The sequence below is a fragment of the Winogradskyella sp. Asnod2-B02-A genome, assembly GCF_045063645.1.
Classification (GTDB): Bacteria; Bacteroidota; Bacteroidia; order Flavobacteriales; family Flavobacteriaceae; genus Winogradskyella.
The window spans coordinates 2,149,503-2,175,812 of record NZ_JBEFOG010000027.1; the positions used below are offsets into that span (position 1 = coordinate 2,149,503).

General features: G+C 32.2%; 20 protein-coding genes and 1 tRNA gene. 16 read left to right on the plus strand and 5 right to left on the minus strand.

Features of this window, described 5'->3' with window-relative positions; translation table 11 throughout:
• Positions 1 to 38: 38 nt before the first annotated feature.
• Together ACJJVO_RS17175 and miaB are read right to left on the minus strand one after the other, a co-directional pair.
• The gene (locus ACJJVO_RS17175; RefSeq protein WP_405576345.1) at positions 39 to 971 is read right to left on the minus strand and encodes a hypothetical protein; all 933 of its coding nucleotides are present in this window, start codon (positions 969 to 971) and stop codon (positions 39 to 41) included.
• Between the two features lie 16 nt (positions 972 to 987).
• The gene (gene miaB, locus ACJJVO_RS17180) at positions 988 to 2,433 is read right to left on the minus strand and encodes a tRNA (N6-isopentenyl adenosine(37)-C2)-methylthiotransferase MiaB (protein ID WP_405576347.1); all 1,446 of its coding nucleotides are present in this window, start codon (positions 2,431 to 2,433) and stop codon (positions 988 to 990) included.
• Between the two features lie 254 nt (positions 2,434 to 2,687).
• Between miaB and ACJJVO_RS17185 the strand changes: the two genes are divergently transcribed.
• From ACJJVO_RS17185 to ACJJVO_RS17225, 9 genes are all read left to right on the plus strand, one after another.
• A complete protein-coding gene (locus ACJJVO_RS17185) occupies positions 2,688 to 3,473 on the plus strand; it encodes a hypothetical protein (RefSeq protein ID WP_405576349.1) in 786 nt (261 codons plus the stop codon).
• 58 nt (positions 3,474 to 3,531) lie between these two features.
• A complete protein-coding gene (locus tag ACJJVO_RS17190) occupies positions 3,532 to 3,963 on the plus strand; it encodes a hypothetical protein (RefSeq protein ID WP_405576351.1) in 432 nt (143 codons plus the stop codon).
• Positions 3,964 to 4,119: 156 nt separating this feature from the next.
• Positions 4,120 to 6,660 (plus strand): type I DNA topoisomerase, encoded by a 2,541-nt coding sequence (gene topA / locus ACJJVO_RS17195; protein WP_405576353.1) that lies wholly within the window; start codon positions 4,120 to 4,122, stop codon positions 6,658 to 6,660.
• Positions 6,661 to 6,669: 9 nt separating this feature from the next.
• Complete coding sequence (locus ACJJVO_RS17200) at positions 6,670 to 7,836, plus strand: formimidoylglutamase (protein ID WP_405576355.1); 1,167 nt, start codon at positions 6,670 to 6,672, stop codon at positions 7,834 to 7,836.
• 159 nt (positions 7,837 to 7,995) lie between these two features.
• Entirely contained in the window at positions 7,996 to 9,348 is a 1,353-nt protein-coding gene (gene gldK, locus ACJJVO_RS17205; protein ID WP_405576357.1) for a gliding motility lipoprotein GldK, read from the plus strand.
• Positions 9,349 to 9,431: 83 nt separating this feature from the next.
• The gene (gene gldL, locus ACJJVO_RS17210) at positions 9,432 to 10,067 is read left to right on the plus strand and encodes a gliding motility protein GldL (RefSeq protein WP_405576359.1); all 636 of its coding nucleotides are present in this window, start codon (positions 9,432 to 9,434) and stop codon (positions 10,065 to 10,067) included.
• A gap of 47 nt (positions 10,068 to 10,114) precedes the next feature.
• Positions 10,115 to 11,686: a gliding motility protein GldM gene (gene gldM / locus ACJJVO_RS17215; protein WP_405576361.1), complete on the plus strand. Its 1,572-nt coding sequence runs from the start codon at positions 10,115 to 10,117 to the stop codon at positions 11,684 to 11,686.
• A gap of 67 nt (positions 11,687 to 11,753) precedes the next feature.
• Complete coding sequence (gene gldN, locus ACJJVO_RS17220; RefSeq protein WP_115816243.1) at positions 11,754 to 12,665, plus strand: gliding motility protein GldN; 912 nt, start codon at positions 11,754 to 11,756, stop codon at positions 12,663 to 12,665.
• 120 nt (positions 12,666 to 12,785) lie between these two features.
• Positions 12,786 to 13,829 carry an NAD(P)/FAD-dependent oxidoreductase gene (locus tag ACJJVO_RS17225; RefSeq protein ID WP_405576363.1) on the plus strand — a complete coding sequence of 348 codons (1,044 nt, stop codon included), beginning with the start codon at positions 12,786 to 12,788 and terminating at the stop codon, positions 13,827 to 13,829.
• 36 nt (positions 13,830 to 13,865) lie between these two features.
• Here the strand turns inward: ACJJVO_RS17225 and ACJJVO_RS17230 are convergent, their stop codons facing one another.
• On the minus strand, positions 13,866 to 14,249 hold the full coding sequence (locus ACJJVO_RS17230) for a DUF983 domain-containing protein (protein WP_405576365.1): 384 nt from the start codon (positions 14,247 to 14,249) through the stop codon (positions 13,866 to 13,868).
• Between the two features lie 111 nt (positions 14,250 to 14,360).
• On the opposite strand from ACJJVO_RS17230, the gene ACJJVO_RS17235 reads away from it, so the two are divergent.
• From ACJJVO_RS17235 to ACJJVO_RS17265, 7 genes are all read left to right on the plus strand, one after another.
• On the plus strand, positions 14,361 to 16,271 hold the full coding sequence (locus ACJJVO_RS17235) for an ABC-F family ATP-binding cassette domain-containing protein (protein ID WP_405576367.1): 1,911 nt from the start codon (positions 14,361 to 14,363) through the stop codon (positions 16,269 to 16,271).
• Positions 16,272 to 16,344: 73 nt separating this feature from the next.
• Positions 16,345 to 17,484, plus strand: coding sequence for an efflux RND transporter periplasmic adaptor subunit (locus ACJJVO_RS17240; protein ID WP_405576369.1), 1,140 nt, complete (start codon positions 16,345 to 16,347; stop codon positions 17,482 to 17,484).
• Complete coding sequence (locus ACJJVO_RS17245; RefSeq protein ID WP_405576371.1) at positions 17,484 to 20,681, plus strand: efflux RND transporter permease subunit; 3,198 nt, start codon at positions 17,484 to 17,486, stop codon at positions 20,679 to 20,681. The genes ACJJVO_RS17240 and ACJJVO_RS17245 overlap by 1 nt, the downstream gene beginning before the upstream one ends.
• Positions 20,671 to 21,990 (plus strand): TolC family protein, encoded by a 1,320-nt coding sequence (locus ACJJVO_RS17250; protein WP_405576373.1) that lies wholly within the window; start codon positions 20,671 to 20,673, stop codon positions 21,988 to 21,990. Before ACJJVO_RS17245 ends, ACJJVO_RS17250 begins: the two co-directional genes overlap by 11 nt.
• 12 nt (positions 21,991 to 22,002) lie before the next feature.
• Entirely contained in the window at positions 22,003 to 22,185 is a 183-nt protein-coding gene (locus tag ACJJVO_RS17255; RefSeq protein ID WP_405576377.1) for a CPXCG motif-containing cysteine-rich protein, read from the plus strand.
• 132 nt (positions 22,186 to 22,317) lie between these two features.
• Positions 22,318 to 23,160: a leucine-rich repeat domain-containing protein gene (locus ACJJVO_RS17260; protein ID WP_405576379.1), complete on the plus strand. Its 843-nt coding sequence runs from the start codon at positions 22,318 to 22,320 to the stop codon at positions 23,158 to 23,160.
• Between the two features lie 174 nt (positions 23,161 to 23,334).
• Positions 23,335 to 23,407 (plus strand) — tRNA-Met (locus ACJJVO_RS17265).
• Between the two features lie 44 nt (positions 23,408 to 23,451).
• Here ACJJVO_RS17265 and ACJJVO_RS17270 read toward each other — a convergent pair.
• Together ACJJVO_RS17270 and ACJJVO_RS17275 are read right to left on the minus strand one after the other, a co-directional pair.
• Complete coding sequence (locus ACJJVO_RS17270) at positions 23,452 to 24,795, minus strand: sensor histidine kinase (RefSeq protein WP_405576381.1); 1,344 nt, start codon at positions 24,793 to 24,795, stop codon at positions 23,452 to 23,454.
• Positions 24,785 to 26,137: a sigma-54-dependent transcriptional regulator gene (locus ACJJVO_RS17275; protein ID WP_405576383.1), complete on the minus strand. Its 1,353-nt coding sequence runs from the start codon at positions 26,135 to 26,137 to the stop codon at positions 24,785 to 24,787. The genes ACJJVO_RS17270 and ACJJVO_RS17275 overlap by 11 nt, the downstream gene beginning before the upstream one ends.
• Between the last annotated feature and the right edge of the window lie 173 nt (positions 26,138 to 26,310).

Sequence of the window (26,310 nt, forward strand, 5' to 3'; positions counted from 1 at the left end):
TGAAATTCTCTATATTATGTTGTTTTAATGAGTTGTGCTTAATTGATATAAGTAAACGTTTCATTAATTATAGCTGATAATTCAGGACTAGAACTAAAAACCATATCACGCTTTGTGATTCTTCCAACGGTATTGTATTCTAAATTAAAAGTAAAACTACTTTCGTCAAATGAAGCTCCGTTCCAATTGTTTGTAGACAAAAATTGTGCTATTGATTGGCCAATTTCATCAGAGTACTCATCTCTTAAAAATTGTAAAAGGTAATTGTCAGCGTACACTACTTTTAGTGGGTTTGTTTTGTCATCAAACTGGTAAGTTGTGTTGCTTTGTATCTGGCCTGTAGTTGTGCTACTTGTAATATTACCAGCAGTATCGTATGCTATCGTTTCGGCTTGTATAGAAGCATCTCCGTCAAAAGATTCTTTTTTAATCACACGGTCAGAACTATCAACAGTAAAAACGGTAGAAATTGTAGATCCTTCATTGGTTCTAGTAATTGTATTCCCATCGTAAGTGAAGTTGTAGTTATAATCGTCTTCATCATCATCGTAATAATCATAAGTTATATTAGAAACTACACCATTAGTGTATGTTATTAAAGTCTCATTAGTAATTTCACCTGCTGCATTTGTTGAGGTGTCACTTATAATTTGATTTGACCCATTACGAGTAATCTGTTGATTTTCGGTTACGAAAGGGCTTCCGTTTACAGATGCTTGATTAACACCAGAAGCAATTTTATTATCACTAATATTAAAATCTGATTTGGTGTTGGTTACAAAAGGAGTACCAAAAAAGTCAAAACTGATTTGGGTATCTAATTCATATAAAGACAACGTTAAATCTGAACTTTCGCTTCCGCTACCTCCTCCGTTATCACTTCCACCATTAGTGTAAGCAGGATCTAAAGGTTCATTGTCGCAAGAGGTTACTAAGGTTAAAGCTAAAAAGATGAGAACTAATTTTTTCATATGGATTTATTTTTTTTTAATTGTTTTTTGAATAGTCAATGGCTTTTCCAATCAATGTTGCGCTTGTACAATCTGTAATTAATACATTAACTAAATCACCTACTTTGTAATGTTCTTTAGGGAATACGGCAACCGTATTATCAGAAGTTCTGCCTGACCATTGTAAATCAGATTTTTTAGATGCTTTTTCTATTAAAACTTCAACGGTTTTGTTAAGATGATTACGTGTATTGAGTTCGCTATACTTTCGTTCTAGTTTTACAATTTCGGTTAAACGACGTTTCTTTACCTGTTCTGGTACGTCATCTTCCATTTTTCGTCCAGCTAATGTTCCTGGACGTTCAGAATAAGTAAACATATAACCAAAGTTGTATTTTACATAGTCCATTAATGATAAAGTATCTTGGTGGTCTTCCTCAGTTTCAGTTGGAAAACCTGCTATTAAATCTACACTTATGGAGCATTCAGGGATTATACGTTTAATATTATCTATAAGTTCAAAATATTCTTCACGCGTATGTAAACGATTCATTTCCTTTAAAATACGATTGCTTCCGCTTTGCACAGGTAAATGGATGTGTTTACAAATATTATCATATTTCGCCATAGTTTCAATAACATCTAATGTTAAATCTTGTGGGTTAGATGTTGAAAAACGAATACGCAATTTCGGTTGTGCTTTTGCGCATAGTTCTAAAAGCTTAGCAAAATTTACAGCTGTAGCTTTTTGAAGGTCTGAAGCGTTATTAAAATCTTTCTTAAGACCACCACCATACCACAAATAGCTATCTACATTTTGTCCTAAAAGTGTTATTTCTTTAAAACCTTTAGACCATAAGTCGTTTACTTCTTCAATAATACTTTGTGGATCTCTACTACGTTCCCTTCCTCTTGTAAAAGGTACTACACAAAATGTACACATGTTGTCGCAACCACGAGTAATAGATACAAAGGCTGTAACTCCGTTGCTGTTTAAACGAACAGGAGAAATATCTCCATAGGTTTCTTCTTTAGAAAGTATAACGTTTATGGCGTCTCTACCTTCATCAACTTCAGCTAACAGGTTTGGTAAATCTTTATAGGCATCTGGTCCTACAACTAAATCTACTATTTTTTCTTCCTCTAAAAATTTAGTTTTTAGTCGTTCTGCCATACAACCCAATACTCCAACTTTCATTTTTGGATTGGTACGTTTTATTGCATTATAATGTTGTAATCGTTTTCTAACCGTTTGCTCAGCCTTGTCTCTTATGGAGCAAGTATTTACTAATACAAGATCAGCTTCTTCAAGAGTTTGCGTTGTGTTAAAGCCTTGTTCTGAAAGAATTGAAGCCACAATTTCACTATCGCTAAAATTCATAGCACAACCATAACTCTCTATAAATAGTTTGCGTTGGTTGCCTTCTTTTTTATCTAAAACTAAGGTTTCTCCTTGTTTGTTTTCGTCAATATTTTTTTCCATCAGCTACAGTGAATACTTAAATTCTCAATAAGTATGCAAAGATAATATTATTTTAGACTTTATGACAAAGTGGCAGTTGTAATTTAGTTAAGGTTGTTTTAAATAAATGAAATTACATTAATAAAACTCGATGAAAGGCTATGATACAAACTGAGATTAAGACTTTGTAAAATTAATGAAGACTACTTTTTTTCTTGAATAATTCCAAAAAATAGACTTCTTTTGATGAACTAACTAACCAAATAAAAAAAGAAATGAACACTACTGAAATTAAACGTCACATAGATGGCGCTAAAAATCTTGACTTTGGAACCATTTTTAGTCAATCCATAGAATTATTTAAAAAAGTTTGGGTACAAGGATTGGTTACATTATTGCTAAATATTGTTTTGGCCATACCAGTAATAATGATTGTATATATACCATTACTATTTTTTGGTTTTATGAATGCTTTAACCATTAATAATAGTTATGATGCATATGATTCTTATGGGCAGTCTGGAATGGGTTTTGCTTTTGTACTGGTGCTTTTATTGGTTTATATTTTTCTTATTGTAGCCATGAGCGCTATTGGCCTTGGCTTAAAAGCTGCTTTTTACAGAATTTGTAAGCTAAAAGATCTAGAGCAAATGGGAAATGAGGATTATTTTTATTTCTTCAAAAAACCATATTTAGGTAAAACTATAAAGCTAGGTGTGGCATTTGCAGGTATTGCAATTTTAGCAACATTGCTGTGTTTTGTGCCAATAATATATGCTGTTATTCCATTATCTTTTATTGTTGTTGTCTATGCTTTTAATCCAGATTTATCGGTTTCAGAAATTGTGAAATTAGGTTTTGATCTTGGGAATAGGAAATGGTTAATTTCTTTTGGTCTTATGTTTGTGTCTGGATTCTTAGCAATGATCGTAGGTCTTGTAATGTGTGGATTTGGTATATACATTACATCGTCATTTAGTTATTTGCCTGCGTACTTTATTTATAAAGATGTTGTTGGATTTGATGGTGAATTTGATGAAGTAAGGCAAATTGAATCATAATTAACATTTTAACGCAACCATTTACTTTGATTTGCATCTATAGAGAAACACACATCTTATGAAGCTTAGAAAATTAATGACACTAGTATTATTTGGTTTGCTATTGATGAATACGCAATGTAATGAAGATGATGTAGCGATCTTACCATGCGGTTTAGAAATAATTATTGATAATTCAACTTATAACGACGTTGAGTCGCATGCGATTGAAAATGCAACTATCACTGGAAACTGTTTAGATATTAGTATATATGATAGTGGTTGTGATAGTAATAATTGGGTGATGACTTTAGTAGATTCTGGAGCAATAGCTGAATCAATGCCTCCTCAACGGTATTTAAAATTGTCACTTTTTAATGATGAAGCGTGTTTGGCGGTTTTTAATAAAGAAGCGTCTTTTAATTTAATACCGCTTAGAGTTGAAGGTGCTAATGAGGTATTATTACACGTAGAGGGTCTTTCAGAACCAATATTGTATACCTTTAATTAAGATTTATAAATATTTATAAACAGTAGAAGCCTTGCAAATTGTAAGGCTTTTTCTGTTTTTTACAACAAAAAACCACGATAAAACGCATTGTATTTACGACCAAATTAGGATTGTAACTTAATTTTCATATACATTTGTAAACGCAAAATTTTAAGAATGTCAAAGAATCTCGTTATTGTTGAGTCACCTGCAAAGGCAAAAACTATTGAAAAATTTTTAGGAAAAGATTATAAAGTAGAGTCCAGTTTTGGGCACATTGCAGATCTGCCTTCTAAAGAACTAGGAGTCGATGTTGAAGGAGACTTTATGCCTAAATATCAAGTTTCAAAAGATAAAAAAGATGTCGTTAAAAAATTAAAGGATTTAGCAAAGAAAGCAGACATTGTATGGCTAGCGAGTGATGAGGATCGAGAAGGAGAAGCGATTGCTTGGCATTTAGCTGAAACTTTAAAATTAGATAAAGAAAAGACCAAACGAATTGTATTTCATGAGATTACAAAAAGCGCAATCAATAAAGCCATTGAAAATCCAAGAAGTATAGACTATAATTTAGTAGATGCACAGCAAGCAAGACGTGTTTTAGATCGTATTGTAGGTTACGAATTATCTCCAGTATTATGGAGAAAAGTAAAAGGTGGTTTATCTGCCGGTAGAGTGCAATCAGTTTCAGTACGTTTAATTGTAGAACGCGAAAAAGAGGTTCATGCATTCAAGGCTAAAGCATCGTATAGAGTTGATGCAGAGTTTACTACCGAAGGTGGTAGTTCTTTTAAAGCAAAATTACCAAAGAATTTTAATTCTGAAAAAGAGGCTTTAGAATTTTTAAATAATAATATAGGAGCTGGTTATAAAGTTTCAGATTTACAAAAGAAACCAGCAAAAAAGTCACCAGCTGCGCCATTTACAACATCGACACTTCAGCAAGAAGCGTCTCGTAAATTAGGATATTCAGTAAGTAGAACGATGCAAAATGCGCAACGTTTGTATGAAGCTGGTCTCATTACATACATGAGAACAGATAGTGTAAACTTATCTGACGAAGCTAAAAAAGGAGCACAAAACGAAATAATTTCAGCTTATGGCGCTGAGTTTAGCAATCCTAAAAATTATAAAGGTAAATCTAAAGGAGCGCAAGAAGCTCACGAAGCGATTAGACCTACTGATTTTGCTAACCATTCTGTTGGTGTAGAACGCGATCAAGCAAGATTGTACGATTTAATATGGAAACGTGCTATTGCATCTCAAATGAGTGATGCTAAATTAGAGCGTACTAATCTTAAAGTTCAGATAGATTCAAAAAATAAGGTAAGCGAACAATTTACTGCAAGTGGGGAAATCATAACTTTTGAAGGATTTCTTAAAGTATATTTAGAAGGTACTGATGATGAAGATGCGGAACAAGAAGGTATTTTACCAGATTTAAAAATTGGAGAAGCACTTCAGAATAAATACATTACAGCAACAGAACGATTTACAAGACCACCTGCAAGATTCACTGAAGCTTCTTTAGTAAAGCAATTAGAAGAGTTAGGTATTGGTCGTCCGTCTACTTATGCGCCAACAATTTCTACAATTCAAAATAGAAATTATGTAGAAAAAGGCACACATGAAGGTGATGAGAGAAGCTATAAGCAATTAGTTTTAGAAGATCAAAAGATTAAGGATAACACACTTTCAGAACAAACCGGTTCTAATAAAGGAAAATTAGTGCCAACTGATATAGGTAACATCGTTACTGATTTCTTAGTAAAGCATTTTGAAAGTATCTTAGATTACAATTTTACGGCTAAAGTTGAAGATCGTTTTGATGATATCGCTGAAGGAAAGGAAGATTGGAGAGAAATGATGAAAGACTTTTATAAAGGGTTTCATCCACATGTTGAGGATGTTCAAGAAAATGCAGAACGTGAATCTGGTGAACGTATTTTAGGTACAGATCCAAAAACAGGACGAACAGTTTTAGTGCGTTTAGGTAAATTTGGACCTCTAGTGCAATTAGGTACACCAGACGATGAGGAAGATTCTCAATATGCGAGTTTATCACCAGATCAACAATTAGGTTCTATAACTTTTGAAGAAGCTATGGATCTATTTAAACTTCCAAAAGCATTAGGTCATTATAAAGATGAAGAGGTAGAAGTTAATAATGGACGATTTGGCCCTTACGTTAAGTTTGGTAAAAAATTCGTTTCACTACCAAAAGGTGTTGATCCATTAAGTGTTGAATACGATGAAGCTATAGTATATATAAAAGAGAAGGAATTAGCAGATGCTCCTATATATATGTACAAGGATTTAGAAGTTACAAAAGGTAAAGGACGTTTTGGACCATTTATAAAGTGGAATAATCTTTTTATAAATGTGAATAAAAAGTACGATTGGGGTAATTTATCTGAAGAAGATATCGTTACTTTGATTGAAGAAAAAATTCAGAAAGAAATAGACAAGGTTATCCACAATTGGGAAGAAGCAGGTGTAAGAGTAGAGAAGGCAAGATGGGGAAGGCATAACATTATCAAGGGGAAACAAAAAGTTGAGTTGGCTAAGACTGTAGATGTGAGTAAAATGACACTGGAAAAAGCACAAGGTATGCTCGAAAAAAACGCTCCTAAAAAGAAGGCTACTAAAAAGAAAGCCACAAAGAAAACTGCCACTAAGAAGACGGCAACAAAGAAAAAAGCTACAACTAAAAAGTAATAATAAAATATGAATTTTAATTTTCTGTCGCCTGTATCAGATGCGGTTTTAGCTCATAACGAACTAATAGCGCAGCAAGCGCTAGGAAAAAAAATTAAAATCCATTCGCGTCAAAATGGATTGCCAGATTTGGAGAACGTTCAAATGGCTATTATCGGAGTTAAAGAAAATAGAAACGATGTTAATTATATCGGATCTCAAATTAGTTTTGATACCATTCGTAAAACCTTTTATACTTTATTTCCTGGTAATTGGCATACCACATTTGCGGATCTTGGTGATATAGAACCAGGAGAAACTGTTGAAGATACATATTTTGCTATTAGAACTGCTATTTCTGTTTTAGTAGAAAAAAATATTATTCCTATAGTATTGGGAGGAAGTCAGGATTTAACTTATGCCAATTATCGTGCTTACGATTCTCTTTTACCAATGGTAAATGTTGTAAGTGTAGATACTAATTTCGATTTAGGAGACGCGAGTCTTCCTATAAAGAATAATAGTTATGTAGGCAAAGTGATTGTAGAAGAACCATATAATTTGTTCAACTACGCTACAATTGGTTATCAAACTTATTTTAACTCACAAGAAGAGATAGATCTTATAGAAAAGTTGTATTTCGAAGCCTATCGTTTGGGTGAGATATCTGGAGATATTAGTAAAGTTGAACCTTTAATGCGAGATGCACATATTGTATCTGTAGATTTAAAGTCAGTTAGAGCAGCAGAGGTAAGTGATAATCAAAAGTATTCTCCTAATGGTTTTTCGGGAAAGGAGATATGTGCTATTAGTAGATATGCAGGCATAAGCAACAAGGTATCTTCTTTTGGTATATATGAGTATAGCGGATCTAAGAATGATAATGCAACATCTATGTTAGTCGCTCAAATGATTTGGTATTTTGTAGAAGGGGTAAACTGTCGAGTTAAAGACGATGAATTTACAAATGAACGTTATTACCAAAAATATAATGTATTGGTAGACGAAGATGAGTTGATTTTTTATAAAAGTTTAAAAACAGGACGTTGGTGGATAGAAATTCCTTTTTTACCAAATGTTAATAATAAATTAAAAAAGCATACGTTATTACCATGCATGCATTCCGATTATGTGCACGCTACTCAAGGTGAAATACCTGAGCGTTGGTATAAGGCTTACAGGAAGAATAGCTTCTAAAATGAGCACTTAATCGAATTTTAACATTTTTTTTATCGACGAAATGCTTATTTTAGGGGTGAAATGCAAAAAAAATATAAAAAAAGTTGTTTATTCGGAAATATATAAATATGTTTACGACCTCAAAAATAATAAGGACTAATTTAACCTAGAGTTACTATGAATATTAAGAAGTTTATTTTATTAACCACAGTACTTGTTTTGGTAGCCAGTTGTAATTCTGGAGATCGAGGACAGTTGGTAGGTGTTAAAGGTAAAAAATGGCATCCGGAAAAACCCTATGGAATGACATTGGTGCCTGGAGGAGCGTTTATAATGGGTAAATCAGATGATGATTTAGCAGGAGTACAAGATGCACCAACAAAAACAGCAACAGTACGTGCATTCTATATGGATGAAACTGAAATCACAAATAGCGAGTATCGTCAATTTGTGGAATGGGTAAGAGATTCTACTCTAAGATTAAAATTAGCTGAAATGGCTGATTTAGAGGGGAAAACGCCAGGTAGTGGAGATATTGGAGAGTTTGCTTATGTAGATTCAGATCCAAACAATCTAAATGCTTACGAAAGTTATATGGTAAATACCTATGGTAACGAGCAAAGAAAAATTAATCGTGATGCAGAATTATATTTCAGTACGGATGATTATCCAGACGAATTATATGCTGAAGTGATGGATGGTATGTATTTACCATTAGAAGAGTCTTACAATGGTCAACGTACTTGGGATGTAAAACAATTTAAATTCCAATATACTTATATGGATATCTCTAAAGCTGCTAAAAATAGAGGCTTAAAACGTTCTGAAGTCATAGTTCAGCAAGAAGTTGAGATATATCCAGATACTACAGCTTGGATAAGAGATTTTGCTTATTCTTATAATGAGCCAATGCATAATGATTATTTCTGGCATGATGCTTATGGAGCTTATCCAGTAGTTGGTGTGTCTTGGAAACAAGCTCAGGCTTTCTGTCAATGGAGAACTTTATATCATAATGCAGATAGAAAGAAAAAAGGAAAGCATGCTGTAAATAAATACAGATTACCTTCTGAAGCAGAATGGGAATATGCTGCACGTGGAGGTCTTCAAGGTGCTACGTATCCTTGGGGTGGTCCTTACACTAAAAACGATAGAGGTTGTTTTATGGCTAACTTTAAACCATTACGTGGTGATTATGCAGCAGATCAAGCATTATATACTGTAGAAGCAGATGCTTATGATCCTAATGATTTCAACTTATATAATATGGCTGGTAATGTTTCAGAATGGGTAAATGGTTCTTATGATCCTGCATCTTATGAATATGCATCATCAATTAATCCAAATGTAAATGATCCTAACAATGCACGTAAAGTAGTTAGAGGTGGTTCTTGGAAAGATGTTGCTTATTTCTTACAAGTAAGTTCTAGAGATTATGAATATGCAGATTCTGCAAGAAGTTATATCGGATTTAGAACAGTTCAAGATTACATGGGAACTGAAGTAACTAAAAACGCAGCAACTAATTAAAAATAAACTTAACTTAAACTTAATATTAATCCCGAATTGAGTGCAAACAACCAAGCTCAATTAAAAACTAAAATTTAAAAATCATGGCAAAAAAGAAATTATCAACAATGAATATGGTCTATGGACTAGGAGCTGCAATCGTAATTATTGGAGCATTATTCAAAATCCAGCACTGGCCTTATGGTTCACTTATTCTTACAATAGGTATGATTGTTGAGGCGGTAGTTTTTACAATATCAGCATTTGAAAAGCAAGGAGACGATTTAGATTGGTCTTTAGTATATCCAGAATTAGCAGGAGGTCAGTCATTAGGAGGTAAAAAGAAAGCTATAGAAGCTCCTAAAGATGCAGAAGGTTTATTATCTAAAAAATTAGACAACTTATTAAAAGACGCTAAAATTGATGGTGAGCTTATGGCAAGTTTAGGTAACAGCATCAAAAATTTTGAAGGTGCAGCAAAAGGAATTTCTCCAACTGTTGATGCAATGGCAGCACAAAAGAAGTATGGTGAAGAAATGTCATTAGCAGCTGCGCAAATGGAGTCTTTAAATAGCCTTTATAAAGTACAAGTTGATAGTGCAAATCGTCAAGCTGCAATTAACGAAGAAGCTGTAGAAAATGCTACTAAATTAAAAGAGCAAATGCAATCTTTAGCATCTAACCTTTCATCTTTAAATGGTGTTTATGGTGGAATGTTATCTGCAATGAATAAAAACTAATTGGTTTTAATAATCGATTTAATTAACAATTAAAAAACTAATTAGAAATGGCAGGAGGAAAACAGTCCGCAAGGCAAAAAATGATTAACCTAATGTATTTGGTATTCATTGCAATGATTGCAATGACAATGTCAAAAGAAGTATTATCTGCATTCGGTTTAATGAATACAAAATTTGATAGCGCTAACGAATTAGCAGCAGCTTCAAATGAAGGTATTCTTAGTCAGCTAGAAAAGAAAGCTGAAGAAAAACCACAGGAATTTGCTATAGTTGCTAGTAAGGCTGAGCAAATCAGTAAAGTATCTGATGAATTTTACAAATTTTTAGGTGATGTAAAAGAAAATGATATTGTAAAACTTGGTGGATACGAAAGAGAAGACAATGGTGAATTACCTTATGAAGAAATGGATAAAGGTGATAAGCTAGATGAGCACTGGTTTACTGGAGATCGTTATACTAAAAGAGGTGATGAAGTTGTTGCCGCTATTGAAAAGTATAAGTCAGATATAAAAGGAATCGTTGGTGATGATGTAAAATGGACTAAAGTAATCGAAAGTTTTGAAAAGCGTTTTAGCTTAGAACCGATTGTTGATAGTGAAGGAGCAAAAAAGAAATGGTTAGATTATCATTTTCAAGGTTTCCCTGCTATTGCGTCTTATACAAAGTTAACAGCAATGCAAAATGATGTTAAAGCGACTGAAACTAACATGTATAATGGTTTCTTAGGAAATTTAGTTACAGAAGCAGTATCATTAAAAAATTATAAAGCAATAATTTTAGCTGATAAGTCTGCATTTTTTGCAGGTGAGAAATTTCAAGGTAGAGTTGTTTTAGGTAAATATGCTAATGTAACACCTACTAAATTAAATGTACAAGGTCAAGAAATTGATTTAACAAATGCTATTGATTCAACTGGTGCTGCTAAGTTAGATTTTAACGTTGGTAATGTTGGTGAACATCAAGTTGAAGGTCAATTTACTTTTATTGAAGATGGAAAGCCATTAGATATTCCAATTATTGGTAACTATGTGGTTGTACCGAGACCAAACTCTGCTACTATTTCTGCAGATAAGATGAACGTTGTTTATCGTGGTGTTGCTAATCCAATGACAATTTCTTTTGCTGGTGTACCAGATAATAAAGTAAAAGCTAATGGTACTGGATTAAAAGATTTAGGTAAAGGTAAATATGTTATGAACCCTAGTACTGGTAGAGAAGTTACCATTAATGTAACAGCTACTCTAGACGATGGTTCTAAAGCAAGCGATAAAAAGACCTTTAGAATTAAAGACATTCCTAAGCCTACAGGTACTATTTCTGGTAAAGATGGCATGGTAAGATTACCTAAGCGTAATTTAGAAATAGGTACTATTGGTGCGGTTTTAGATGATTTTGTATTTGATTTACCAATTAATGTAACATCATTTAAAGTTAAAGTTCCTGGGCAACCAACTGTAATTGTTGCTGGTACTAAAATGAATAGCCAAGCTAAATCTGCTATTGGTAGAGCACGTGCTGGTGATGTTGTTACAATTTTTGATATTCAAGCTAAAATTAAAGGAAACAGCTCTTATCGATTAAAAGGTGTATCTCCTGTAACAGTTGAGGTATCAAACTAAGCGATAATTTATTTAGATAATTAGCGTTATCAATAAAAGAAAATCCCAAATTATAATAAAAAATAAGATGAATTTAAAAAGCTTTTTATGTATAGGAATAGGTGTATTAGCTGCAAACACTATGTTTGCTCAAGCTAATATCCTAAATGCAAAAATACCTGAAGAGGTAGGTATGAAAACTGAAGCACAGTTACTTCTAGATAACGACAAGCCTTTAGAATATGGATATGTTGGAGATAGAGATATCTTATTTTCTAAAATGACTTGGGAAAAGATTGTCTTAGACGAGCGTGCTAACTTTCCATTATATTTTCCTATTGAAGATAACTTAGGGGATGATAGAAAATCATTGTACAGAGTTCTTATGAAAAATGTCAATGACGGTACTATTCCTAAAGTATATGCAGATGATTATTTTACAGAAGAACGTACAATGGAAGATCTAGCTCCTTCATTAAGAAAGGAAGAGATCACTGATCAAGGTATTGATTGGATGAATGCTGAAGGTGTATCTGATACATCTCTTATTCCTGAAGAGTATGTAATTCGTAGAGAAATTGGAGCAGCAGATATTAATTCTTATTTAGTAAAAGGACTTTGGTATTTTGATAAGCGTCAAGGAGAATTAAAGTATCGTATTTTAGGTATTGCACCTGCAGCACCAGATGTTAACTTTATTGATTCTGACGACGAAGCTAATAAAGAGCCAATTGGTTTATTCTGGATATTTTATCCTGAATTAAGAGATATTCTTCATGAAGCGAAAGCTTTTAACAATAAGAATAGCGCAGTACCACTTTCTTTTGATCATTTATTAAACAGCAGACGCTTTAGTGGAATTATCTACAAAGAAGAAAATGTTTATGGAGATAGAAAGATTGAAGAGTATGTAGCAGAGAATGCTTTAATGCAACTTTTAGAATCTGAACGTATCAAAGATAAGATTAGAAACTTTGAACAAGATATGTGGAGCTACTAATTTGCTTAACATAAGATATAAAAAACGCTCACTTTTTAAGTGAGCGTTTTTTTGTTTTAACACTTATTTTTTTAGTTATACTAAACCTTTTGATGTCTATAATTATTTACTTTTGTTTCTATGAAAAAAGTAGATTATATCATTGTTGGTTGTGGTTTAGCAAGTATTGCATTTTGCGAAGAATTAAGAGCTAATAACAAAACGTTTATAGTATTTGACAATAATTCTCAAAAGTCCTCTATTGTAGCTGCTGGATTGTATAATCCTGTAATACTTAAACGTTTTTCAGAAGTTTGGAAAGCAAAAGAGCAATTAAAGTTAGCAACACTACTATATTCTAAAATTGAAAAAGAGTTAGGCATAACAGTAGATTATAAGCTTCGAATTTTAAGGCGTTTTACGTCTATTCAAGAACAAAACAAATGGTTTACGGCATCAGACAAGCCTAATCTAGAACCCTTTCTTTCAACACAGCTCGTTAAAAATACAAATTTAGCTATAGATGCACCTTTTGGATTTGGTGAAGTACAACATGCTGGCCGTGTAGATACGGAAACTCTAATTACTAATTACAAGCAATTTTTAAAGCGTAATAATTATTTTGAAGAGGTTACTTTTGAGCACGACAATATTAAGCTAAAAGAAGATTTAATACACTATAAGGGTATTGAATCAAAACACATTGTATTTTCTGAAGGTTTTGGAGTAAAAGAAAATCCATATTTTAATACCATTCCACTTACAGGTTCTAAAGGCGAAATACTTACTGTTAAAGCACCCGATTTAAAAATTGATTATGCTATAAAATCATCTGTATTTGTGATTCCACTTGGAGATGATTTATATAATGTAGGATCTACTTATAATAATGACGATAAGTCTAATACACCAACGGAATCAGCGAAAGAAGAATTACTTTTAAAATTAAAAACGTTTTTAAAATGTGATTTTGAAGTTGTGAGTCATATTGCTGGAGTTAGACCTACAGTAAAGGATCGCAGACCTCTAATTGGTAGACATCCAAAACATAATGATTTATATGTGCTTAACGGACTTGGTACAAGAGGAGTGATGATTGCTCCTTACGTAGCTAAAGCGTTATATAATTTTATTGAAAAAGGCGAGGTGTTAGATGCTGAAATTGATGTGAATAGATTTTTGTAATTTAAATATTACAATTTAAGTCTTCACAAATAGACGTTATTTTTTAACTAAATTTTTGTCATAACTCATAAATATATTAATCCATATATTTCGAGATAAACGCATAATTATAGGGAAAAAGCAAACTAAAGTAGCTACAATAGCTATAAAAGCAGTTGTTAAAGTAGATTCTAATATATTATAGCTAATAATAAAAGCAGCGACAGCAAAGGCAATACCTACAGCATAACTTACATACATAGAGCCATAGAAAAAAGAAGGTTCTATTTGGTACTTTGTATGACAATGAGAACATTTCTCATGCATTTTTACAACATCAGAAAGAACGTAAGGGTTTTTATTTACATACATAGATTCTTGATGACATTTTGGACATACACCAAAAAGAATACTATAAAGTTTCATTCCTTTTCTAATCATAACTAAAACCTTTACTTTTGCGTTTTTTAAGACACAACAAAGGTAAAATAATATAACTTAACCTTTGTAACAATTGTAACTCAAAATTCAATTGTAATATTCAAAATACTTATGCTAAATATCCATAATCTTTCAATCTCATTTCAAGGAGAATATCTTTTTGAAGAAATTACATTTAAACTCGGTCTTGGCGATCGTATTGGTTTAATTGGTAAAAATGGAGCAGGTAAATCCACAATGCTTAAAATTCTTTCTAAAGAGCAAGAGCAAGATTCAGGACAAATTGCCGCAGATAAGGATATGAAAATTGGTTTCTTAAAACAAGATATTGATTTCGATTTAGGTAAAACAGTGTTAGAAGAATCTTATCAAGCTTTTAAAGACATAAAAACTTGTGAAAGGCAACTCGAAGAAATCAATATACAATTAGCAGAGCGCACGGATTACGAAAGTGAAGCTTACCATCAATTAATGGTAGATTTAAATGATATTCAACACCAATACGAGATTTTAGGTGGTTATAATTATCAAGGTGAAACGGAGAAAATTCTTCAAGGTTTAGGTTTTAAGCGTGAAGATTTTGATAAACTCACAGATACTTTTTCTGGAGGGTGGAGAATGCGAATAGAATTAGCAAAACTTTTACTTCAAAATAACGACTTATTACTTTTAGATGAGCCAACAAATCACTTAGATATAGAATCTATAATTTGGCTAGAAAACTTTTTGAAAGGCTATACAGGAGCCGTAGTTATTGTTTCTCACGATAAGATGTTTTTAGATAACGTGACAAATCGTACTATAGAAATTTCTTTAGGTAGAATCTATGATTATAACAAGCCATACTCACAATTTTTAGTTTTGCGTAAGGAAATGAAGGTTCAACAGCTCGCTGCACAAAAAAATCAAGAGAAGCAGATTCAGCAAACCGAAAAATTAATTGAGAAATTTAGAGCAAAGGCTTCTAAAGCTACTATGGCTCAATCCTTAATTAAGAAATTAGATAAAATAGATAGGATTGAAGTTGATGAAGATGATAATAGTGTAATGTCTTTAAACTTTCCGGTTTCTGTAACTCCTGGTAAAGTTGTAGTAGAGATAGATAATATATCTAAACGATATGGAGATCTTCAAGTCCTTCATAATGTAAATTTATCTGTTCCTAGAGACATTAAAACGGCTTTTGTTGGCCAAAACGGACAAGGGAAATCGACTTTAGCAAAAATAATTGTTGGAGAATTAGAGCATGAAGGTAAACTGACTTTGGGACATAATGTTCAAATTGGCTATTTTGCTCAAAATCAAGCAGAATATTTAGACGGAAATAAAACCGTACTAGACACTATGATTGATGCAGCCAACGAAACTAATAGAAGTAAGGTTAGAGATATTTTAGGGTCGTTTTTATTTAGAGGTGAAGAAGCAGAGAAATATGTAAGAGTGCTTTCTGGTGGAGAGCGAAATCGATTGGCATTAGCAAAATTACTATTGCAACCGTTAAACGTGCTTATAATGGATGAGCCTACCAACCACTTAGATATAAAATCTAAAAATGTTTTAAAAGAAGCTTTAAAAAAGTTTGAAGGTACCTTAATACTGGTCTCTCACGATAGAGATTTTCTTCAAGGATTAACAGATACGGTTTACGAATTTAAGGATCAGAATATTAAAGAGTATTTAGGTGATATAGATTTTTATTTAGAAAAACGAAACCTTGAAAACTTAAGAGAGGCCGAAAAAAGAACTGTAGTTGCAAACCAACCTAAGGAGAGTAATAAGCAAAGTTATGAGGACCAAAAGAAATTAAAGTCTTTAAATAATAAACTCAGCAACATAGAGTCTAAAATCAATCAGCTTGAAAAAGATATAAAAAGTGACGATATGAAGCTAGCTACAGATTACGATAAAACAGCTTCAGACCCTAAATTTTTTGATGCATATCAATTAAAGAAAAAGACTTTAGGGAAATTAATGGAAGATTGGGAAAGTGTTCATTTTAAGTTAGATAGTATTTCAAGTTAATAATTAAGATTATTTTAACGATTTCACTTGTTGATAAGGTTAGCTTTGCAAAACACTGACCACGATCAACATTATGTTAAGAAAAATTATTTTATCTGTATTAGGAGTTCTATTTATAATAGGAGCCGTTCTTTTTGCTAATTATCTCATTGATAATAAACATAAGCCAAAACCCGTAATTCCTAAAATGGTGAAGACAGTACTTACAGATACTGTAAAAAATAGCACCATTCCCATTGTGATTTCTGCAAATGGTAACCTTACAGCGAAACAACGTGTTGAGTTGTATTCTGAAGTTCAAGGGATTTTTAAAACTGGTTCAAAACTTTTTAAACCAGGTCAAAAATTTAATAAAGGAGAAACACTAATTCGTTTAGATGCTTCAGAGTATTATGCAAGTGTACAATCTGCTAAAAGTAGTTTGTATAACAGCATTGCAGCCATTATGCCAGATTTGCGTTTAGATTTTCCAAATGTATTTCAAAAATGGCAAGGGTATTTAAATAGTTTTGATTTGAATAAAACGACACCTAAACTACCAGAAATTTCAGATGAAAAAGAAAACTATTTTATAACAGGTCGTGGAATCGTTAGTGCGTACTATAGCGTAAAGAATTTAGAACAGCGATTAACAAAATATAGAATTTCAGCACCATTTTCTGGTATCTTAACAGAAGCCTTAGTTACAGAAGGGACTTTAGTAAGGAGTGGACAGAAATTAGGAGAGTTTATAAACCCTTCCGTTTACGAGATGGAAGTTGCCATTAGTAAATCTTTTGCAGATATTTTAAAAGAAGGAGAAAGTGTGAGTCTTTCAAGTTTAGACCATACTAAAACTTATGATGGTGAAGTATCTCGAGTTAATGGAAGCATCGATGCAACTACACAGACTATAACGGTTTACATAGAAGTTAACCATGCAGATTTAAAAGAAGGGATGTACCTTGAAGCAAAATTAAATGCAGAAAAAGTAGAGAATGCTATTGAAATTGATAGAAACTTATTATTAGACAGTGAAGAGATTTTTGTAGTTAATGATAGTTTACTCGATGTGATTTCTGTAAAGCCTGTGCATTTTTCTAGTGAAAAAGTGGTTTTAAAAGAAGTGCCAAATGGTACTATCATTTTAAGAAAACCGGTTCCAGGTGCTTATGCAGGTATGCATGTAAAAGCAGCAAAAGATATATCTTCAACCTCTGATTCTATTCAATAATGAGAAAAATAATTGAATATTTCATACGATATCATGTTGCTGTAAACATTTTTATTATTGCATTCTTTGTCTTCGGAATTATAGGTGTAACATCTTTAAAGTCGTCGTTTTTTCCGCTTACAGAATCTAAAATAATTAATGTTAACATTGCATATCCAGGAGCTTCACCACAAGAGATTGAAGAGGGTATTGTACTTCAAATAGAAGATAACCTTAAAGGATTAAAAGGTGTTGATAGAGTGACGTCTACATCTCGAGAAAATAGTGGGTCTATTACAGTTGAGATAGAGAAAGGCGAAAATATAGATTTTATGCTACTGGAAGTTAAAAACGCAGTAGACAGAGTACCCTCATTTCCAACAGGAATGGAGCCTTTAATAGTTTCAAAACAAGAAGCTGTAAGGGAAACGATTTCTTTTGCCGTAAGCGGAAAAGATATTCCGTTAGTGACATTAAAACAGTTAGCAAGGCAAGTAGAAACAGATTTAAGAGCCATTGATGGTATTTCTCAAATTGAATTATCTGGTTTTCCTGACGAAGAAATTGAAATTGCAGTTAATGAATTAGACCTATTAGCCTATAACCTTACATTTAATGAGGTTGCAACAGCGGTTAGTAGTGCCAATATATTGGTTACAGGTGGAAATGTAAAAACCGTTGCCGAAGAATATTTAATTAGAGCTAATAACAAACAATACTACGGTAAAGAGCTTTCTAATATTATTGTAAGAGCATCTTCTGATGGCAAAGTAATACGATTAAAAGATATAGCGATTATTAGAGATCGATTCTCTGAAACGCCAAATGCAACTTATTTCAATCAAGAATTAGCAGTAAATATTTCAATTACAAGTACTAATAATGAAGATTTAATTTCATCTGCAGACAAAGTCAAAGCATATATAGAGCAATACAATCAAAAATACACCAACGTTCAGTTAAATGTGGTTAGGGATTTATCTATAACACTAAATCAACGTACGCAATTATTGACAGAAAATGCGATAGTGGGTATGATTTTAGTATTGGTGTTTCTATCAATATTTTTAAATACTAGACTGGCATTATGGGTGGCATTTGGCTTGCCTATTTCGTTTTTAGGTATGTTTATTTTTGCAGCTCAGTTTGATGTAACCATTAATGTATTGTCACTTTTTGGAATGATTATAGTGATTGGTATTTTGGTGGATGATGGTATTGTTATTGCAGAGAATATTTACCAACATTATGAAAAAGGAAAAAAACCAATTCAAGCAGCTATTGATGGTACAATGGAAGTTATTCCGCCTGTAGTATCTGCAATTATTACAACACTATTAGCTTTCTCTTTATTCTTCTTTTTAGATAGTAGGATAGGTGAGTTTTTTAGCGAAGTTGCAGTTATTGTGATTTTAACTTTAGTAGTATCTTTGGTTGAAGCACTTATTATTCTACCTGCTCACTTAGCACATTCTAAAGCATTAAGAGCTAAAAAAACAGATGAAAATCCTTCAAAAATAAAGCAGTTTTTCTCATTCATGAGATTTATTAATCAAGGAGGAGATCGTTTTATGTCTTTCTTAAGAGATAGAGTTTATACACCTATTTTAAATCGTGTATTAAAATATAAATTGTTCTCATTGGGTGTTTTTGTAGCCTTATTAGTACTAACTTTTGGGTCACTTGGAGGAGGAATTATTGGAGTCACTTTATTTCCTAGAGTAGCAAGTGATGCTGCAAATATAGAATTAGTAATGCCTGCTGGTACTAATGTGAAAATTACAGATTCTATCATTTCTATGATTGAAGAGAAAGCCTTCATTGTAAATAAAGAATTGACAGAAAAATATCTTAAAGGCACAGGGAAACAACTGTTTGAAAATACTATTGTAGATATTAGCAGTAGTTCTAGTGCAAGATTAAGAATTAACTTATTACCAGGAGAAGAGCGACCAGATGCTATAAAAGCCAATTTAATTACAGATCGTTTAGAAGAATTAGTAGGGCCAGTAATTGGTACTGAACGATTAATTTACGGCTCTGGTGGAAATTTTGGTGGTAGTCCAGTATCAGTATCCTTGTTAAGTAATAATATTGACGAATTAAAGGCTTCTAAATTAGAGTTGAAAAAGTATTTGGAATCTAATCCGTTACTTAAAGATATTGGTGATAATGATCCTGCAGGTATTAAAGAAATTAGATTAGAGCTTAAAGAAAGCGCTTATTTATTAGGTCTCGATTTAAGAACGGTAATGGCACAAATTCGTTCAGGGTTTTTTGGTGCACAAGCTCAACGTTTTCAACGTGGACAAGATGAAATCAAAGTATGGGTACGTTACGATAAAAATAATAGAAGCTCAATTAACGATTTAGATGCCATGCGCATTGTAACACCAACAGATGAGCGCGTAACATTAAAGGATATAGCAGATTATACAATTGCTAGAGGTGATGTTGCGATTAATCACCTAGAAGGAAAACGTGAGATTCAAGTGTATGCAGATTTAAAAGATCCTAGCACTAGTAATACAGATATTATAGATGATATTAGAACCGTTTTTATACCAAAACTACAATCTAAGTATCCTACAATAAATGCCTCTTATGAAGGGCAAAATCGTGAAGCTAGTAAATTAACAGGATCATTAAAAATTGCAGGTCCAATAATCTTGTTATTAATTTATATTACCATAGCATTTACGTTTAGAAGTTATTCTCAACCATTTTTATTAATCTTATTAATTCCTTTTAGTTTAACAGCTGTAGCTTGGGGACATTGGTTATTAGGTTTTCAAGTTAATATTTTATCCCTTTTAGGAATCATAGCCTTAATAGGTATAATGGTAAATGATGGGTTGGTTTTAATAGGAAAGTTTAATAGTAATTTAAAGGAAGGAATGTCCTTTGATTATGCGTTGTCCGAAGCAGGTAAATCACGTTTTAGAGCAATTTTTTTAACCTCATTAACAACCATCGCAGGTTTAGCACCGTTATTATTAGAAAAAAGTAGACAAGCACAATTTTTAAAACCTATGGCAATCTCTATATCATTTGGTATTGCTTATGCCACTATTTTAACGTTATTAGTTTTGCCTTTATTTTTGTCATTTAGTAATAGCATTAAGCAGAGTGGTAAATGGCTAGTAACAGGTAAAGAGGTTACAAAAGAAGAAGTAGAACGAGCAATTATAGAACAAAATGAAGCAAATGATGACTAAATTAAAACTGACATTTCTGTTTTTATTGTGTTGCTTTGGTCTGCAAGCACAAGAAGTTTTAACTAAAGAAGCCGCTGTTTCTGTAGCTCTAGAAAATAATTATGGAGTTAAAATAGCCGAAAATGCTGTTGCTGTGGCTGAAAATAGTACTAGTATTCTTAATACTGGGTTTCTACCAACACTTGCAGGTAGTGCAGGAGCAAATTATAATTTAGATAATACAGAAGCTGAATTTTCAGATGGAAGGCCTGATGCCGTTTTAAATGGAGCAGAAAGTTCTAATTATAATGCTAGTGTAACTTTAAATTATACCCTTTTTGATGGTTTAGGAAGGCATTACAACTATAAACGTTTAAAAGAACAATATCAATTATCAGAGTTACAAGCACGAGCAACTATTGAATCTACTATTCTTCAATTATTTGCAGCGTATTATAATGTCGCTCAATTTTCAGATAATTTAAATGCTTTAGAAGAAACCTTAATAATTACAAAAGATAGGTTAGTAAGAGCAAATTATCAATTTGATTATGGCCAGAATACAAAGCTAGGAGTCTTAAATGCTGAGGTAGATATTAACACAGATAGTATCAATATAATTAATAATAAGCAAAATTTAAAAATTGCTAAACGTGATTTAAAACTAGTTTTAGGAGAAACGTATACTAATGATTTTAATGTTGAAACAGAAGTCGTTTTTACACTGCAATTAGATAAAGATAGTTTATTTGAAAAAGCAAAGTCTAGAAATATAGCTTTACTTCAAACCGAAAAAAATATCGCGATAAGTAAACTTGATATTAATTCTGGAAAATCAGATTTTTTACCAACAATAGGGCTATCTGGTTCTTATGGTTGGAATAAAAACAATAACAATGCTGTTGCACTTTTAGCTGTTTCTACTAGTACAGGTTTGTCTGCAGGTTTAAATTTAAGTTGGAATCTTTTTGATGGTGGCTCAACAATTACAAGGGTGAAAAATGCGAAGATTAATTTAGAAACGCAACAACTTCAAAAAGAAAGTATTTTACTTAGTATAGAACGTGATTTTAATAATGCTTGGGATAATTATCAAAACAAATTAGAAATTTATAATATTCAGGAAAAAAACATTGTGACAGCTCAAAATAATTTTGATCGTACCCAAGAAAAGTTCAAGATAGGACAAGTCAATTCTATTGAATTTAGACAGGCTCAGATTAATTTACTAAATGCAGAATTGAGCCGGAATCAGGCAAAATTTTCAGCTAAATTATCAGAGTTAGAGTTACTGCAAATTAGTGGCGAACTATTGAATGTTCAATTTTAATTTAAGTAAATAATGCACGAACATTTTTTTCAATGTCCTTATTGCTGGGAACAGATTTCTATGCTAGTGGATGTGTCTCAAAAGCATCAAACATATATAGAAGATTGTGAAACATGTTGTAATCCCATTCAGGTTTCAATAGTGATTGATAATCAGGATATTGTATCTTTTAAAGCTGAAAATATTGAACAGTAGTATTTTAGTAATCATTTGATTATTAGTTAAGTATTTGTTTTTCTTATGTAGTTGGTCGAAAAAATTTGTGGTTCATAGGCGTTTCTCGTATATTCGTAGTGTTATTGTGTCCCTCCACAAAAATCTACAACTATGAAGACACTAAAAATAACGCTACTATTCTGTTTCATTTCAGTATTCACTTTTGCAGAAGTTTCGCAAGACCAAAAAAATGCACTTGTAGATTTATATAATAATACCAATGGTGAATCTTGGAATCACTCATGGGATTTAGATCAACCAGTTTCAAAATGGTATGGACTAACATTAGATGGAGACAATGTAGTGGCATTAAATTTAAGTTTTAATGGGTTAGAAGGAAATCTTTCTGAGTCAATTTCAAATTTAATTTATTTAAAAGTTCTTAATTTATCGTTTAATAAATTAGGTGGTGAATTACCAGTTACTATAGTGAGTATGGAGAGTCTAGAGGAGTTAAAATTATATTCTAATAGCTTTAGTGGTGCAATACCTTCAGATATCGGAAATTTAACAAATTTGAAAGCTTTAGAATTATTTAATAATGAGTTTTTTGGTCAAATTCCTTCGTCAATAGGAAGCTTAACACAACTAGAGACTTTAATTTTAAGTAGTAATCAGTTGATGGGTAAGTTGCCTTCAAGCCTATCTCATCTAAAATCGTTAAAAGTATTAAGTGTTTTTGATAATAATTTAATAGGAACTATTCCTTCTTCTATAGCTGAGTTAAAAGATTTAGAAGAGTTAGTATTATCTAATAATGCATTTTATGGGAACCTTCCAGGTGTTTTGGTAGAATTAAAAGGTTTAAAAACGTTATTACTAAGTAACAACCAGTTTAAAGGAAACTATGCTGTTTTGAGAGAGCAGCTTCCTAATATTATTGATTTTGATTTAGATGCTACAAATTTAGAGGGAGCGTTGGCAACCTTAGACGACGAAGAAGACGAAGATTAATTATTTTTTAGCCATGTAATTATATAAAAATAGCACTCAGATAAAATTTGTGTGTTATTTTTTTGTTTAGTCTTTCGTATTATAAAAAAAGTATTATCTTTGCAGTCCTAAAATGATTGAGTCGGCATTATGAACCGAAAGTTAAGAGCTAAGAAAATCATTTTAAGATTAAATCGCGGGATAGAGCAGTAGGTAGCTCGTCGGGCTCATAACCCGAAGGTCACTGGTTCGAGTCCAGTTCCCGCTACTAATAAAACCTTCAACTAATCAGTTGGAGGTTTTTTGTTTTTATTAAAACACCAAGCTAAAAACAGAACCTTCTCCTTCCAGACTTTTAACAATGATTCTACCTTTATGAAGCAACATAATTTGCTTACAGAGGCTTAATCCGATGCCACTTCCTGTTGTTTTACTGGTGAAGAAAGGCACAAATATATTTTCTAAAATGTCTTTAGGAATTCCCGAACCATTATCTAAAACCTTAATCACAATATCTCTATTTGGGTTTTGAGAAGCAAGAACTTTAATTTCTGGATTGGCTCCATCTTTACAAGCATCAACAGCATTTAAAATAAGGTTGATTAAGACTTGCTCAATAAGATGGGTATCAATATCTAACTCTAATTTAGGCGACGTAACATTAAATGCTATGCTTATGTTTTTCGCCTTTATAGAGGGCTCCATTAAAAGCTGAAGATTATTAAATAAGTTTTCAATTTTTACGCGCTGTAAGTTGAGGTGCGTTACTTTACTCAAACTTCTATAGGTCTTTGCAAATTTTAAAAGGCCTTCACTACGATTTTTAATAGTTTTAACTCCAGCGTTTAAATCTTCTAACTCAAGGCGAGTATCTTCAGGTTGCTCTATGGCTAATTGTAAGTTTTTTTGAAGTGTATCTGCCAAGGATGATATAGGAGCAATAGAATTCATAATTTCGTGTGTCATCACGCTTAAAAGCTTCTTCCATGACTCCGATTCATTTTTATTTAAAGTATCATCGATATTCTGAATCACAATTAATTTGAAAGCATCGTCTTTAACTTGAAAAACGGTATCCGAAATCAATATTTTAATACTTTCATTTTGAAGCGCTATAGAAATAGAATTAGGTTCTCTATGGTAAGTTTCAAAAATGGTATTGAATAATTCGGGTTTTCTATTTTCTACAAACCGAATATTTTTAAACGAAGGCATATCTAGCGTTTCACCAAAAGAATCATTACTCCAAAGAACATCGCCAGACTCCAAATTATACGCAATAATCCCTATATCTACCATTTCTAAAATCTTTTGAAGGTAGACGTATTGCGCTTCGTTTTTAGTGTTGATTTCCTTAATCGTTCGGTTAATTTCATTAAAACCAGTATAGAGAAAACGTATGTCTTTTGGACCTCTGTCTTCTGGAAACCATCTTGAAAAATCACGATACTTAACCGCTTCAAAAAAATCATCCATCACCACAAAACGGCGTTTTACAAATGTATAGGTGTTAATACATAAGTAAAGTAGCGTAATGCTGAGTACTACAATGTAAGCGGTCTGTTCTTTGTATATGGTATAGGTTAGTGCAAATATGGTACTTACTAAAAGTAGAATTCTAAAAAAGAGCCAAAAGATGTAACTTCTATAGTTCATACTTTTCTAGTCTTCTGTATAAAGCTGCTCTTGTAATACCTAATTCTTTAGCTGATTTTGAAACGTTGCCCTTATTTTTTTCAAGAACATTTAAAATTGCGTTTTTTTCTAAATCGTCTAAATTTAAACTTTTCGTGGTAATACGCGTCGTTGAGGACGGACGTTCTATAGATGAAAATACTAAATCTTCAGGTTTTAAAACAGAACCATCGGTCATAATCACGGCACGTTCTAAAACGTATTGCAATTCTCTAACATTACCTGGGAAATCGTGATTTTTTAATTTTGAAATAAATCCGGAATCAAATGAAAACGGATTTTTATTATATTTTTCGGCATATAAGGTGACAAAATGATGTGCTAATTCGGTAATATCTGTACCACGATCTCTAAGAGGTGGCGCAATAATATCCACTGTATTTATTCTGTAAATTAAATCCTTTCTAAATTTCTTTTCGTCTGCTAAAATTTGAGGATCAATATTCGTCGCGCAAACTAATCGAATGTCAATAGGAATAGAAGAGTTAGAACCTAAAGGCGTAACCTGTCTATTCTGTAAAACGGTGAGCAACCTTGCTTGTTGACCTAAACTAATATTACCAATTTCATCTAAAAATAATGTACCTCCATGGGCAGCTTCAAAACGGCCTTTTCTATCTTCTCTAGCATCTGTAAAAGCTCCTTTTTTATACCCGAATAATTCACTTTCAAATAGTGATTCAGTTAATGCACCAACATCTACTTTTACAAACGGTTGGTGTTTTCTATTGGAGTTATCATGAAGTGCTCGAGCAATTAAATCTTTACCTGTACCATTTTCACCAAGTATTAAAACGTTAGCATCTGTTGGTGCCACTTTTTTAAGTTTCATAAAAACATCCGTCATTACGTCACTGTCTCCAATAATTTCAGTCGTATTACTATTAAGATGTTTCTTCTGAGTATTTTGGGATTTCTTTTGAATTAGAATTGTTTTAATCGTTTCTATGATTTTTTCATTCTTCCAAGGTTTCATCAAAAAGTCAGAAGCTCCTTCTTTTAATCCTCTTATCGCTAAATCAATATCAGCATAAGCGGTCATTAAAATAACAGAGGTTTCAGGTTTTTGTTTCTGGATTTTATTCAGCCAAAAAATACCTTCATTACCTGTATTTACTAACCCATTAAAGTTCATGTCTAAAATGATGATGTCGTAGGAGGTACGCTCAATTTGAGATAAAATATTACTAGGATTCTTTTCGGTAACCACTTCCTTAACCAGTGGTTTTAAAAGCAGGCGTAATGCTGTTAATACATCAACATCATCATCTATAACTAATATTGTAGCGTTTTTTAATACCATCACTCGATAATCGAGATTTATTTATTAGGAAGTCTTTCTAGAGACTAACGTCATTCTTTGTAAATTACGTATAGAACTCATTCTAAGGCTGTGTTTACAATATTACGATTTTATCTTGGGCTTCTAAAAATTACAAAACCTAAATTTTTAGAGCCTTCAAAAGTGTGCGTTTT

Excerpts from the sequence above, each read along its gene's own strand:
- ACJJVO_RS17175 (WP_405576345.1), bottom strand. The coding sequence starts at position 971 with ATGAAAAAATTAGTTCTCATCTTTTTAGCTTTAACCTTAGTAACCTCT.
- miaB (WP_405576347.1), bottom strand. The coding sequence starts at position 2,433 with ATGGAAAAAAATATTGACGAAAACAAACAAGGAGAAACCTTAGTTTTA.
- ACJJVO_RS17185 (WP_405576349.1), top strand. The coding sequence starts at position 2,688 with ATGAACACTACTGAAATTAAACGTCACATAGATGGCGCTAAAAATCTT.
- ACJJVO_RS17190 (WP_405576351.1), top strand. The coding sequence starts at position 3,532 with ATGAAGCTTAGAAAATTAATGACACTAGTATTATTTGGTTTGCTATTG.
- topA (WP_405576353.1), top strand. The coding sequence starts at position 4,120 with ATGTCAAAGAATCTCGTTATTGTTGAGTCACCTGCAAAGGCAAAAACT.
- ACJJVO_RS17200 (WP_405576355.1), top strand. The coding sequence starts at position 6,670 with ATGAATTTTAATTTTCTGTCGCCTGTATCAGATGCGGTTTTAGCTCAT.
- gldK (WP_405576357.1), top strand. The coding sequence starts at position 7,996 with ATGAATATTAAGAAGTTTATTTTATTAACCACAGTACTTGTTTTGGTA.
- gldL (WP_405576359.1), top strand. The coding sequence starts at position 9,432 with ATGGCAAAAAAGAAATTATCAACAATGAATATGGTCTATGGACTAGGA.
- gldM (WP_405576361.1), top strand. The coding sequence starts at position 10,115 with ATGGCAGGAGGAAAACAGTCCGCAAGGCAAAAAATGATTAACCTAATG.
- gldN (WP_115816243.1), top strand. The coding sequence starts at position 11,754 with ATGAATTTAAAAAGCTTTTTATGTATAGGAATAGGTGTATTAGCTGCA.
- ACJJVO_RS17225 (WP_405576363.1), top strand. The coding sequence starts at position 12,786 with ATGAAAAAAGTAGATTATATCATTGTTGGTTGTGGTTTAGCAAGTATT.
- ACJJVO_RS17230 (WP_405576365.1), bottom strand. The coding sequence starts at position 14,249 with ATGATTAGAAAAGGAATGAAACTTTATAGTATTCTTTTTGGTGTATGT.
- ACJJVO_RS17235 (WP_405576367.1), top strand. The coding sequence starts at position 14,361 with ATGCTAAATATCCATAATCTTTCAATCTCATTTCAAGGAGAATATCTT.
- ACJJVO_RS17240 (WP_405576369.1), top strand. The coding sequence starts at position 16,345 with ATGTTAAGAAAAATTATTTTATCTGTATTAGGAGTTCTATTTATAATA.
- ACJJVO_RS17245 (WP_405576371.1), top strand. The coding sequence starts at position 17,484 with ATGAGAAAAATAATTGAATATTTCATACGATATCATGTTGCTGTAAAC.
- ACJJVO_RS17250 (WP_405576373.1), top strand. The coding sequence starts at position 20,671 with ATGATGACTAAATTAAAACTGACATTTCTGTTTTTATTGTGTTGCTTT.
- ACJJVO_RS17255 (WP_405576377.1), top strand. The coding sequence starts at position 22,003 with ATGCACGAACATTTTTTTCAATGTCCTTATTGCTGGGAACAGATTTCT.
- ACJJVO_RS17260 (WP_405576379.1), top strand. The coding sequence starts at position 22,318 with ATGAAGACACTAAAAATAACGCTACTATTCTGTTTCATTTCAGTATTC.
- ACJJVO_RS17270 (WP_405576381.1), bottom strand. The coding sequence starts at position 24,795 with ATGAACTATAGAAGTTACATCTTTTGGCTCTTTTTTAGAATTCTACTT.
- ACJJVO_RS17275 (WP_405576383.1), bottom strand. The coding sequence starts at position 26,137 with ATGGTATTAAAAAACGCTACAATATTAGTTATAGATGATGATGTTGAT.